The 12,379-nt window shown below is 68.3% G+C and carries 11 protein-coding genes; 9 read left to right on the forward strand and 2 right to left on the reverse strand.

Annotation, left to right across the window (positions count from 1 at the left end; all coding sequences use genetic code 11):
• Positions 1-23 precede the first annotated feature (23 nt).
• Positions 24-452: an SET domain-containing protein-lysine N-methyltransferase gene (locus AC3WR5_RS00155; protein ID WP_141290190.1), complete on the forward strand. Its 429-nt coding sequence runs from the start codon at positions 24-26 to the stop codon at positions 450-452.
• On the opposite strand, the gene AC3WR5_RS00160 is transcribed toward AC3WR5_RS00155, so the two are convergent.
• Both AC3WR5_RS00160 and AC3WR5_RS00165 read right to left on the reverse strand, forming a co-directional pair.
• On the reverse strand, positions 449-2,782 hold the full coding sequence (locus AC3WR5_RS00160; protein ID WP_492480916.1) for an ATP-binding protein: 2,334 nt from the start codon (positions 2,780-2,782) through the stop codon (positions 449-451). The two genes, AC3WR5_RS00155 and AC3WR5_RS00160, sit on opposite strands and share 4 nt — an antisense overlap.
• An 11-nt stretch (positions 2,783-2,793) precedes the next feature.
• Complete coding sequence (locus AC3WR5_RS00165; RefSeq protein ID WP_492480918.1) at positions 2,794-3,759, reverse strand: ABC transporter substrate-binding protein; 966 nt, start codon at positions 3,757-3,759, stop codon at positions 2,794-2,796.
• 268 nt (positions 3,760-4,027) lie between these two features.
• Between AC3WR5_RS00165 and dapC the strand changes: the two genes are divergently transcribed.
• The 8 genes from dapC (at position 4,028) to AC3WR5_RS00205 (ending at position 12,359) form a co-directional block, all read left to right on the forward strand.
• Complete coding sequence (gene dapC / locus AC3WR5_RS00170; RefSeq protein WP_492480920.1) at positions 4,028-5,233, forward strand: succinyldiaminopimelate transaminase; 1,206 nt, start codon at positions 4,028-4,030, stop codon at positions 5,231-5,233.
• Between the two features lie 79 nt (positions 5,234-5,312).
• Positions 5,313-6,149 carry a 2,3,4,5-tetrahydropyridine-2,6-dicarboxylate N-succinyltransferase gene (dapD, locus tag AC3WR5_RS00175; protein WP_492480922.1) on the forward strand — a complete coding sequence of 279 codons (837 nt, stop codon included), beginning with the start codon at positions 5,313-5,315 and terminating at the stop codon, positions 6,147-6,149.
• Positions 6,150-6,232: 83 nt separating this feature from the next.
• A complete protein-coding gene (locus tag AC3WR5_RS00180) occupies positions 6,233-7,411 on the forward strand; it encodes a PilT/PilU family type 4a pilus ATPase (RefSeq protein WP_492480924.1) in 1,179 nt (392 codons plus the stop codon).
• A 92-nt stretch (positions 7,412-7,503) separates the two neighbouring features.
• Complete coding sequence (gene dapE, locus AC3WR5_RS00185) at positions 7,504-8,649, forward strand: succinyl-diaminopimelate desuccinylase (RefSeq protein ID WP_141286823.1); 1,146 nt, start codon at positions 7,504-7,506, stop codon at positions 8,647-8,649.
• Complete coding sequence (gene prmB, locus AC3WR5_RS00190) at positions 8,646-9,548, forward strand: 50S ribosomal protein L3 N(5)-glutamine methyltransferase (protein WP_492480927.1); 903 nt, start codon at positions 8,646-8,648, stop codon at positions 9,546-9,548. The genes dapE and prmB overlap by 4 nt, the downstream gene beginning before the upstream one ends.
• The gene (locus tag AC3WR5_RS00195; RefSeq protein ID WP_492480929.1) at positions 9,545-11,575 is read left to right on the forward strand and encodes an ABC-F family ATP-binding cassette domain-containing protein; all 2,031 of its coding nucleotides are present in this window, start codon (positions 9,545-9,547) and stop codon (positions 11,573-11,575) included. Before prmB ends, AC3WR5_RS00195 begins: the two co-directional genes overlap by 4 nt.
• Positions 11,576-11,646: 71 nt before the next feature.
• Positions 11,647-11,934 (forward strand): type II toxin-antitoxin system Phd/YefM family antitoxin, encoded by a 288-nt coding sequence (locus AC3WR5_RS00200; RefSeq protein WP_492480931.1) that lies wholly within the window; start codon positions 11,647-11,649, stop codon positions 11,932-11,934.
• Positions 11,931-12,359, forward strand: a complete 429-nt coding sequence (locus AC3WR5_RS00205) for a type II toxin-antitoxin system VapC family toxin (protein ID WP_492480932.1) — start codon at positions 11,931-11,933, stop codon at positions 12,357-12,359. Before AC3WR5_RS00200 ends, AC3WR5_RS00205 begins: the two co-directional genes overlap by 4 nt.
• The last annotated feature ends 20 nt before the right edge of the window (positions 12,360-12,379 follow it).

Raw genomic sequence — 12,379 nt, forward strand, 5'->3', positions numbered from 1 at the left:
CCACGCCTCGCCTGATCGACGTCATGGGCACCCTCGCCGTCCGTCCGCCCTACCAGAAGTACGACGTGACGGTGAAACGCAGCCCGATCGATGGCTTCGGCGTGTTCGCGGCCGAGGTGGTGCCGCGCTGGCACAAGATCGGCGAGGTGCGGGGCGAGAGCATCAGCATTGCCGAGGCGCGCCGCCGCGCGGCCACGCTCAAGCGCATCATGATCGTAGAGGTCTCCGACAAGACCGCCATCGACCTGGCCCAGTCCAGCGACCCGATGCGCTTCACCAACCACAGCTGCCAGCCCAATGGCCAGCTGCGCATCATTGCCGGCCGCATCGAGTTCTATGCGCTGCGCGAGATCGAGGTGGGCGAAGAGATCACCGTGAACTACGGCGAGACCCACCACGAAGGCCGGCTGACCTGCCAGTGCGGCGCGCCGGGCTGCGTAGGCAAGCTTTAGGACACACCCGCGGACGGCTCGCCGAGCCAGGCAACCAGCGCCACCTGCAGTGCAAGCGCATCGATCGGCTTGCCCAGGTGGGCGTTCATGCCAGCCTGGCGGCAGCGCTCGCGGTCGTCTTCGTAGACGTTGGCGGTCATCGCCAGGATGGGCGTGCCGGTGTGCATCGGCAGGCGGCGGATGCGGCGCGTGGCCTCCAGGCCGTCCATCAGCGGCATGTGCATGTCCATCAGCATCAGGCTGTAGGCGTGGCGCTGGGCCAGCGTGCTGGCCACCACGCCATCGCTGGCGCAGTCCACCACCAGGCCGTGGCGGCCCAGCATGGCCTGCATCACTTCCAGGTTCACCGGGTTGTCGTCGACCACCAGCACACGCCGGCCGGGCCACTGCGGCAACACGCTGGGCGCCAGCAAGGCACCGGCGTCCGCTTGGGCCTGGCGCAACAGCGGCAGCGCGATCCAGAAGCGGCTGCCCTCGCCCGGCTGGCTGGCCACGCCGATCTGCCCACCCATCAGCTGGCACAGCTCGCGGCTGATGGTCAGCCCCAGGCCGGTGCCGCCGAACTGGCGCGTGGTCGAAGCGTCGGCCTGCTCGAAGGCGTCGAACACGCGGGCCTGCTGCTCGGGCGTCAGGCCGATGCCGGTGTCCCAGACCTCGAAACCCAGCCAGACCTGGGCGCCTTCGTCGCGCAGCCACTGCGCGCGCAAGCCCACCTCGCCCTGGCTGGTGAACTTCACCGCGTTGCCCAGGAAGTTCAGCAGCACCTGGCCCAGCCGCCGCTCGTCGCCCTGCAGCAGCGCGGGCAGGCGCTCGTCCAGCTCGGTGCGAAGCTGCAGGCCCTTGTCGCGCGCGCTCAGCTCCACCATGCCAACCATGCGCTCGACCAGCGCGCGCGGCGAGAACGTGACCGTCTCCAGCGACAGCTTGCCGGCCTCGATGCGGGAGAGGTCCAGCACGTCGTTGATCAGGCCCATCAGGTGGTGCGCAGCGCCGTCCACCTTGGCCAGGCGGTCGCGCTGCAGCGGATCGATGCTGCCTTCGTCCAGCAGCCGAGTCAGGCCGATGATGGCGTTCATCGGCGTGCGGATCTCGTGGCTGATGTTGGCCAGGAAGCTGCTCTTAGCGCGGCTCGCGGCCTCGGCCGCGTCCTTGGCGCTGGCCAGGTCGGCCGTGCGCTCGCGCACCTGGGCTTCCAGGCGCAGGTTGCCGTCCTGCAGCCTGGCCTCGCTCTCGCGCAGCGCGGCCTCGGCCTGGCGGCGCTGGGCCAGTTCTTCCGACAGCGCATGCAGGTTCTCCGCCAGCCGCTCGCCCATCAGGTTGAAGGCCTGGCTGACGCGGCGCAGTTCGGCCGTGCCCCGCACCGGCACCCGGCGCTGCAGGTCGCCTTCGGCCATTGCCTCGGCCGAGGCGCTGAGCGCCGTCAGCCCGCGGGTCAGCCGCGCGGCGATGGACCAGGCCGCCCCCAGCCCGAGCAGGGCCAGCACCGCCATCAGCAGCACCGCATCACGCAGCTTGGCCCGCACCGGCGCGTCGAACTGGTTGCGCGGCAGGTAGGTCATCACGCGCAATTCGGTGCCCGGCACCGCGGCCACCGCACCGCGCCAGGCCTGCGAGCGCCAATCGAAGTTCAGCGCCCCCGGCGGCGGGTTGACCATGTCGATCGGCACCGCATCGGTCTCCTGCAGCGCCGGGTCGCTCCAGCCGTGAAGGCGGCCATCGGTGTCGAACACGGCGGCCTGCACGTCGGCCCGGTCGATCAGGCTCTCGGCCAGTACCTGGCCCACCAGACCGCCCTGCAGCCGGATGCGCAGCAGGCCCAGCGCCTCGTTGCCCTGTTTGATCGGGGCGGTGACGAACAGTGTGCGCCGCCCATCGTCCGCCCGCTGCGGCCCGAAAACCCTCGGGTAGCCATGCGCAATGCCTGGAGAAAAGAAGTATTCGGCCGCCTCGCTGCTGCCCACGCGCTGGGGTTGCGTGTCGGCCAGGTCGCGGCCGTCCCGGTCCAGCAGCGCCACTGAAATGGTGTTGACCGGCTCGCGCAAGCTGACCAGCGTCAGCACCCGGTTGACCCAGACCTTGTCGGCCTTGGCTGGCGCCTGCAGCACTTCGGCCAGGCCAGGGATCGCCACATCGGCACGCGCGTTGTCGAGCATGCGGTCCACGCGCAGTCCCAGGTCGCGCGCCGCTCCCTGGCTGAAGCTGACCAACACCTCGTCCCGCTCGCCCAGCAGGTGGCCTGTTTCCTGGCGCACCTGCAGCGCGATCAGCACGCTCAGCGGCAGCACCGTGATGCCGAACAGCACGGCCGTCACGAAAAGCCTCGTGTTCATCACCCTGCGGCTCAAGGCAACAACTCCGCCTGCAGCAGCGCCAGCGCATCCAGCGGCCGGCCCACCGTACCCTTGGCGACGAAGAAGTCGCTGTAGCGCTGCACCACTGGTGCCAGCGCCGGCACGGCCCCACCAGCGCCCAGCATGCGCCGGTTGTGCGCCAGGTCCAGCAGCCGCACGCCCTGCAGCGAGACCTTGGCCTGCCCCAGGTGCAGCCGGCGTGAAATCAGCTGCACGGCGGCCAGCGGATTCGCGGACCACCAGTCCACCGCGCGGAACCACTGCTGCACAAATGCCTGCAGCGGCGGCCGGCGGCGCTGCACCGTGACCCGTGTGGCCACCAGCACGTCGGCCACCAGCCCCGGCGTCTCGGCGCTGGAAAACAGCTTGCTCGCGCCCTCGGCGACCGCCTGGCTGGCGTATGGCTCCCAGGTGTGGCCCACGTCCAGCATGCCGCTGGCCAGCAGCCGCGGCACCTCGGCCGCGTCGGCATTGACCCAGGTCCAGCGCTTGTGCTGCAGGTGGCGCTGGTCGATGAACTCGTGCAGGAAAACCTCGCCGAAGCCGCCGAGGTTGGTGCCGATGGTCAGCGGCCGGTCGGTCTCCAGCGTCACGCCGCGGCGCAGCAGAACCGCATCGCCGCCGGACGACTCATCGCAGACGACGATGACCTCGACGCCCAGGTGGCCGCGCGTCAGCGCGATCAGGTCGCCCAGCGAGGCACCGATCAGGTCGTACTGGCCGGCAGCGAAGTCGGCAATCATGCGGTCGGTGTCGGCCGGAAAGGCCAGCTTCAGCGCCACGCCCGCCGGTGCCAGCCAGCCCAGCTCGTCTGCCAGCACGGCCGGGAAATAGCCAGGCCACAGGTCGATGGCCACGCGCAGCGGCTGCTGCGCGACTGCTGCGTCCGGCGCGGGGCTGCAGGCGGCCAGGCCACCGAGCCCGGCGGCAGCGAGCAATGCACGGCGGCGCGTCATGCCGCGGGCCTGGCCACACACCAGCACGGAAGACAGAGCGGGAAGGACGACAACGGCGACATCGACAACGCAACAAGCTGCGACAGCAAGGCAACACGGCAAAGCCTGGCGGCGCAGGTCGACCTTGCAGCAAGGCCCCGCGCCGGGGCGGATTGTCGCCGCGTGGCAAGCCCGCCAGGCTGTCACCTCGGCGACGGGTCGTGCCAGATCCGTGCCAAGCCGCCACCGCCTGGCCGCAAAGCCGGCAACGCTCGCCGATAATCCCGGGATGAATCCGCTGCTCGGCCGCTTGCACGCCTACCCCTTCGAGCGCCTGAATGCGCTCGCCAAAGACGTCGTCCCGAACCCGGCCCTGCGCCACATCAGCCTGGGCCTGGGCGAGCCCAAACACCCGGCGCCGGCGCTGGTGGAAGAGGCGCTGTGCAGCAACCTGGCCGGCCTGTCGAACTACCCCGCCACCGCAGGCGAGCCGGCATTGCGCGAAGCCATCGCCGGCTGGATCGGCCGCCGCTACGGCGTGCAGCTGGACGCCAGGACGCAGATCCTGCCGGTCAACGGTTCGCGCGAGGCGCTGTTCTCGCTGGCCCAGGCCGTGGTGGACCCGACCGCAGCCGATGCGGTGGTGGTCTGCCCGAATCCGTTCTACCAGATCTACGAAGGTGCGGCGCTGTTGGCCGGCGCCCGCACCGCCTTTGTCAACAGCAACCCGGCGCGCAACTTCGCCTGCGACTGGGACCAGATCGACGAGGCCACTTGGGCCCGAACGCAACTCGTCTATGCCTGCTCGCCTGGCAACCCGACCGGCGCGGTGATGCCGCTGTCGGAATGGCAGCAACTCTTCGAGCTGAGCGACCGCTTCGGCTTCGTGATCGCCAGCGACGAGTGCTACTCCGAGATCTACTTCCGCGAAGACGCGCCGCTGGGCGCGCTGGAAGCCGCCAAGGCGCTGGGCCGGGACGATTTCCGCAACCTGATCGTGCTGTCCAGCCTGTCCAAGCGCAGCAACGTGCCCGGCATGCGCTCAGGTTTCGTCGCGGGAGACGCCAAGGTCATGAAGGCCTTCCTGCTCTACCGCACCTACCACGGCAGCGCGATGAGCAAGGTGATCCAGGCTGCCAGCATTGCCGCCTGGAACGACGAGGCGCATGTGGAGGCCAACCGCGCCGCCTACCGGGCCAAGTTCGCCGCCGTCACGCCGCTGTTGGCCGAGGTGCTGGACGTGCGGCTGCCGGACGCTGGCTTCTACCTCTGGGCCAGCATCCCGAAGCACTTGCACGGCGGCGATGACATTGCCTACAGCCTGGACCTGCTGGCTCAATACAATGTCGCGGTGCTGCCTGGCAGCTTGCTGGCCCGCGAAGCGCATGGCGTGAACCCCGGGGCCGGCCGCATCCGCATGGCGCTGGTGGCCGACACGGCCGAATGCACCGAGGCCGCCCAACGCATCGTGGCCCACATCCGCAGCCTGTCCTGACCAAGGACACGTCTTCTCTTCCCATACCGCCCCTCGGCAACCGCCGCCGGCCCGTCATTCTTCAGAATTCGCCTCACCCATGACCACCGCCAACCTGCAAGCCACCATCGATGCCGCCTGGGAGCAGCGCACCGAGTTCAGCCCCGCCAGTGCGCCCGCCGAAGTGCGCGCCGCCGTGAAGCACACGATTGACGAGCTGAATGCCGGCCGGCTGCGCGTGGCCGAGCGCCAGGGCGTGGGCCAGTGGCAGGTCAACCAGTGGATCAAGAAGGCCGTGCTGCTGAGCTTCCGGCTGACCGACAACGCGGCGATGCGCTCGGGCGAGCTGACCTTCTTCGACAAGGTCGCGACCAAGTTCTCCGACCTGGACGATGCGGCACTTGCCGCGACCGGCGTGCGCATCGTGCCGCCGGCCGTGGCACGCCACGGAAGCTACGTCGCCAAGGGCGCGATCCTGATGCCGTCCTACGTCAACATCGGCGCCTACGTGGACGAAGGCACGATGGTCGACACCTGGGCCACCGTGGGCTCCTGCGCGCAGATCGGCAAGCATGTGCACCTGTCCGGCGGCGTGGGCATCGGCGGCGTGCTGGAGCCGGTGCAGGCCAACCCGACCATCATCGAAGACAACTGCTTCATCGGCGCCCGCTCGGAAGTCGTCGAAGGCGTGATCGTCGAAGAGAACTCGGTGCTGGGCATGGGCGTGTACCTGGGCCAGAGCACCCCCATCTTCGACCGCGCCACCGGTGAGATCAGCTACGGCCGCGTGCCCAGCGGCTCGGTGGTGGTCAGCGGCAACCTGCCCAAGACGGCCGCCAACGGCGCGCCCTACAGCATGTACGCTGCGATCATCGTCAAGCGCGTGGACGCGCAGACCCGCTCCAAGACCAGCATCAACGAGCTGCTGCGCGACTGATGTCGCGGCCGGGCCGGGTTATCGTCCGGCCCACCCCATTCTTTTTCCTCCATCCTGACCTTTTGCCGCGAAAGAGCTGTCCGATGAACATGCAACGTGTCCTGCAGTTGATGGCGGAAAAAGGCGCTTCCGACCTTTACCTCTCGGCCAATGCACCGGTGCTGCTGAAGGTCAACGGCCAGTTGCTGCCGGTCACCGATCATGTGCTGCCGCCGCTGATGCCGCGCACCATGCTGTCCGAGGTGATCACGCCCGCGCAGCTGGAAGAGCTGGACCGGGAAGGTGAGCTGAACATCGGCATTGGCGTGCCCAAGGTGGGTGGCTTCCGGCTCTCGGCCTTCAAGCAGCGCAACACCATCGCGGCGGTGGTGCGTTGCATCCCCGTCAAGATCCCGTCGATCGACACGCTGCATTTGCCGCCGGTGCTCTCCACGCTGGCGCTGGAAAAGCGTGGGCTGATCCTGATGGTCGGCGCCACCGGTACCGGCAAGAGCACGACCATGGCCTCGATGCTGGAGTGGCGCAACCAGCACCTCTCCGGTCACATCCTGACGATCGAAGATCCGATCGAGTTCCTGTTCAGCAACAAGCGCTCCATCGTCAACCAGCGCGAGGTCGGCCGTGACACGGCCACGCTGCATGTTGGCCTGAAAAACGCGCTGCGCCAGGCCCCGGACTGCATCATGATCGGCGAGATCCGGGACCGCGAAACCATGACCGCGACGATCTCGTACGCGCTCTCCGGCCACCTGGTGATGGCCACGCTGCATGCCAACAACAGCTACCACGCGTTGGGCCGCATCCTGTCCTTCTACACGCCTGAGTCCCGCGGTGCGCTGCTGGCCGACCTGGGCGCGGCGCTGAAGGCCATCGTCTCGCAGCGCCTGCTGCGCTCGATGCAGGGCGGGCGCATCCCGGCGGTGGAGGTGCTGCAGAACTCCAAGCTGGTCTCCGAGATGATCGAGAAGGGCGACTTCCCAGGCGTCAAGGAAGCCATGGAACGTTCGCTGGCCGATGGCTCACAGACCTTCGAGCAGGACCTGGCGCGGCTGATCGGCGAGGGCCTGGTCTCGCGCGAAGAAGCGCTGGTGCATGCCGACTCGCCGACCAACCTGCTCTGGCGCCTGCAGAACGACAGCGCGCCGATTTCCCGCGTGCCGCCGGTCAAGGTCGAGCCGGACACGCCCTCGTTCACCGAAATCACGCTGGACGTGGTGCAGGAGGCGCCGCGCACGCCCGGCATCAGCGCCCGCACCCGCTGAAGTTCTGCGGCAAGTGCCGCCCCTGTTGTTGCCTTGCCCACCGCGCACTGCGGTGGCCTGCGGTCCTTTTCGGCCCTGCCCTGTTGTTGCCCATGTCCGCCACCCTGCACCTGCTTGAAGACCTGATCGCCCGCCCGTCCGTGACGCCGGCCGACTTCGGCTGCCAGGGCGTGATCGCCCAGCGGCTGGCGGCCGCCGGCTTCAGCTGCGAGCAGATGCCGTTTGGCCCGGACGACTTCCGCGTCGACAACCTCTGGGCCGTGCACACCGGCAGCCGCCCAGGCCCGACCATGGTCTTCGCCGGCCACACCGACGTGGTGCCCGCCGGCCCACTGAACCGCTGGAACAGCGACCCGTTCGTACCCAGCTACCGCGACGGCAAGCTCTATGGCCGCGGCGCGGCCGACATGAAGACCTCGGTCGCCGCGATGGTGGTCGCCGCCGAGGAATTCGTGAAGGCCCAGCCTGGCCACGCCGGCCGCATCGCCTTCCTGCTGACCAGCGACGAGGAAGGCCCGTCGGTGGACGGCACCGCCAAGGTCATCGAGGCACTGAAGGCCCGCGGCGAGGCGTTGGACTGCTGCATCGTCGGCGAGCCGACCTCGGTCGACACGCTGGGCGACATGATCAAGAACGGCCGCCGCGGCTCGCTCTCGGGCAAGCTCACGATCACCGGCGTGCAAGGCCACGTCGCCTACCCCCAGCTGGCGCGCAACCCCATCCACCTGCTGGCCCCTGCGCTGGCCGAGCTGGCAGCCATGCACTGGGACGAAGGCAACGAATACTTCCCGCCGACCACCTGGCAGGCCTCGAACCTGCACGCAGGCACCGGTGCGACCAACGTCATCCCGGGTGAAGCCGTGCTGGACTTCAACTTCCGTTTCTCCACCGCCTCCACGCCCGAAAGCCTGAAGGCCCGCGTGGCCCAGGTGCTGGACCGCCACGAGCTGCAGTGGCGCATCGACTGGACCCTGGGCGGCGAGCCTTTCCTGACGCCCGTCGGCAGCCTGGTCGGCGCGCTGGTGCAGGCCATCCAGGCCGAGACCGGCGTGGCCGCCACGCTGTCCACCACCGGCGGCACGTCCGACGGCCGCTTCATCGCCAAGGCCTGCGAGCAGGTGGTCGAGTTCGGCCCGGTGAACGCCACCATCCACAAGGTCGACGAACACGTGCGCGTGGACGCCATCGAACCGCTGAAGAACATCTACCGCCGCACGCTGGAACTGCTGCTCACATGACGCTTGCCGACCTGATCACCGCTGCAGCCGCCCGCCTGACCGAGGCGGGCGTTTCATTTGGGCACGGCACGACCAACGCACACGACGAGGCCGCCTGGCTGGTGCTGTGGTCGCTGCATTTGCCGCTGGACAGCGACGACGCCAGCGGCGACGTGACGGTGCCCGAGCCCGACGTGGCCAAGGCCATGGCGCTGATCGAGCAGCGCATCGAAACCCGCAAGCCTGCCGCCTATCTCACCGGCGAAGCCTGGCTGCAGGGCGTGCCGTTCACGGTGGACGAGCGTGTCATCGTGCCGCGCTCCCTGATCGCCGAATGCCTGGCCGACGCCAGCATCGACCCCTGGCTCACCGACAAGACACGCCAGGTGCTGGACCTGTGCACCGGCAACGGCAGCCTGGCCGTGCTGGCGGCCATGGCCTGGCCCGAGGTCGAGGTCGTCGGCGCCGACCTTTCCGCCGATGCGCTGGCCGTGGCCCGCGTCAACGTCGAACGCCATCACCTGCAGGACCGCATCTTGCTGGTCCAGGGCGACGGCCTGGCTGCCACCGGTGGCCGCGTGTTCGACCTCATCCTCTGCAACCCGCCCTATGTGAACAGCCAATCGATGGCCGAACTGCCGCCCGAATACCTGGCCGAGCCCACGCTCGCGCTGGCCGGCGGCAGCGACGGCATGGACTTCATCCGCAGCCTGCTGCGCGACGCGCCCGCCCACCTCAGCGACCAAGGCCTGCTGGTGCTGGAGATCGGCCATGAAAAGCCGCACTTCGAGGCCGCTTTCCCGCAGCTCGCGCCCATCTGGCTCAGCACCAGTGCCGGCGACGACGATGTGCTGCTCCTGACCCGCGAGGCCCTGCTGATGCAGCCCTCCTCGCCTGCTGTTCCCCTTCCCCGAACATGATCACTCTTCGCAATGTGACGCTGCGCCGCGGCGTCAAGGTGGTGCTCGACAGCGCCACCGTCACCCTCAACCCCGGCGAGAAGATCGGCCTGGTCGGCCGCAACGGTGCCGGCAAGTCCAGCCTGTTCGCGCTGCTGGCCAATCGCCTGGGCGCCGATGCCGGCGACTTCGACATCCCCGCGCGCTGGCGCAAGGGCGAGGTCGCCCAGCACATGCCCGAAACCGAAGATGCCGCCACCGACTTCGTGATGCAGGGCGACATCCCGCTGATGGAAGCCGAGGCCGAACTGGCCGCTGCGCTGGCGGCAGACGACGGCGAGGCCATGGCCCACGCCTACCTGAAGCTGGAAGAAGCCAGCGCTTTCGACGCCCGCGCCCGCGCCCACACCTTGCTGATGGGCCTGGGCTTCCGCGTCGACCAGCTCGAAGCGCCGGTCAACAGCTTCTCCGGCGGCTGGCGCATGCGCCTGCAGTTGGCGCGCGCACTGATGTGTCCGAGCGACCTGATGCTGCTGGACGAGCCCACCAACCACCTGGACCTGGACGCCCTGGTCTGGCTGGAAGGCTGGCTCAAGCGCTACACCGGCACGCTGCTGATGATCAGCCATGACCGCGAGTTCCTGGACGCGATCACCACCGTCACGCTGCACCTGGAAGACGCCAAGCTCACGCGCTATGGCGGCAACTACACCCGCTTCGAGGAAATGCGCGCCGAGCGCATGGAGCAGCAGGCCGCCGCGTACGGCAAGCAGCAGGAGCGCGTGGCCCACCTGCAGAAGTTCATCGACCGTTTCAAGGCCAAGGCCAGCAAGGCCAAGCAGGCCCAGAGCCGCGTGAAGGCACTGGAGCGCATGGAAAAGCTGGCGCCGGTGCTCACCGCCGCGGACTTCAGCTTCGAGTTCCGCGAACCCTTGTCGCTGCCCGATCCCATGCTCGCCATGAACGACGTGGTCTGCGGCTACATCGGCGCCAACGAAGACGGCTCGAACAAGGCCATCGTGCACGGCATCAACCGCACCGTGCTGGCCGGCCAGCGCATTGGCGTGCTGGGCGCCAACGGCCAGGGCAAGTCCACCGTGGTCAAGACGATTGCCCACGCGCACCCGGCCCTGGCCGGCACCATGGTCGAGGGCAAGGGTCTGGCCATCGGCTACTTCGCGCAGCAGGAAATGGACTTGCTGCACAGCGACGACACGCCGCTGCAGCACATGGTGCGCACCGCCAAGACCCTGGGCATCAACGCCCGCGAGCAGGAGCTGCGCGACTTCCTCGGCCAGTTCCGTTTCGTCGGCGAAATGGTGCACCAGCAGGTCGGCACGCTCTCCGGCGGCGAGAAGGCGCGCCTGGTGCTGGGCACGCTGGTCTGGCAGCGCCCCAACCTGCTGCTGCTGGACGAACCGACCAACCACCTGGACCTGCAGACCCGCGAAGCGCTCTCGATGGCCCTCAACGAGTTCGAAGGCACGGTGATGCTGGTCAGCCACGACCGCGCGCTGCTGCGCGAGGTCTGCGACGAGTTCTGGATGGTGGCCGACGGCGTCGTCAAGCCCTTCGATGGCGACCTGGACGACTACCAGCGCTGGCTGCTCGAACGCAGCCGCGAAGCCCAGCGCTCGCTCAGCGGCAAGGCCGCGAAAGCCGAAAAGGCAGGCGAAAAGGCAGCAGAAAAGGCCACCGCACCTGCGCCGGTGGCGCCTGCGCCCGTCGCCAAATCAGCCCCCAAGCCCGCTGCCGCGCCGGCCCCCGCCAGCCGCGACGACCGCAAGAACGCCGCCCAAAACCGCGCCAAGCTGGCCGACCAGACTCGCCCAATGCGCAACGAGCTGGCCGGTCTCGACAAGAAACTTGAAAAGCTCAACGCCGAAAAGACTTCGCTCGAAACCCAACTCGCCCAACCCGGCCTCGCCGGCCCCAAGATCGCCGACCTCGGCCGCCAACTCAGCCACGCCCAGGCCGAGATCGCGATGGGCGAAGAACGCTGGCTGGAGCTGACCGAGCAAATCGAGGCGATTCAGGGCGGAGGTTGATCGACCCCGTTCTGGAAGTCCAGAAAGTACCCTGTTATTCTGGTCAACCTGACTAGAAAGCGAGGTGCGCGATGGAAAAGACGAGATCCGACAGGCCTGAGCTGCCAGGGCACTGGGTCCTGCAAGACGCGAAGGCACGCTTCAGCGAACTGGTGCGGCGCGTGCACAGTGACGGGCCTCAGCATGTCACTGTGCATGGTCGGGATGAGGTGGTTGTCATCACCGCCGAAGACTTCCGCCGCCTTCAAGGCGACCGGACCGGGCGCGACCTGATCGAAGCCATCCAGGCCTCGCCCCATCGCGACATCGAACTCGAAGTGCAGCGTGCGCCCATGCCGGTGCGGGACGTGGCGCTGTGACCAGCTACCTGCTGGACACCAACGTCATCTCCGAGTTGCGCAAGCCCCGCCCCAATCCACAGGTCGTTGCCTTTGTCGCGGCCCAGCCTTTGGAATCGCTCCACATCAGCACGGTGACGCTGGCCGAAATCCGTTTCGGCATCGAGCTGGTCACGGACGCCAGCCGCCGCGCGGAGTTGTCCACCTGGCTGACGCACAAGGTGCGGCCCATGTTCGAGCGCCGCACCCTGCCCATCTCGGAAGACGTGATGCTCACATGGCGCCTTCTGGTGGACGAAGGTCGCAAGGCTGGGCACACATTCTCCCAGCCCGATCTCATCATCGCCGCTACCGCTGCCCGGTACGGGCTGACGGTCGTGACACGCGATGTCTCGGAGTTCGAACACGCGAAAGTGGCTTTCCTGAATCCTTGGGGCGCGGCCTGATGGCTTTGGCTATTCAGGGG

Source organism: Ideonella sp. FW305-24, from assembly GCF_058788035.1.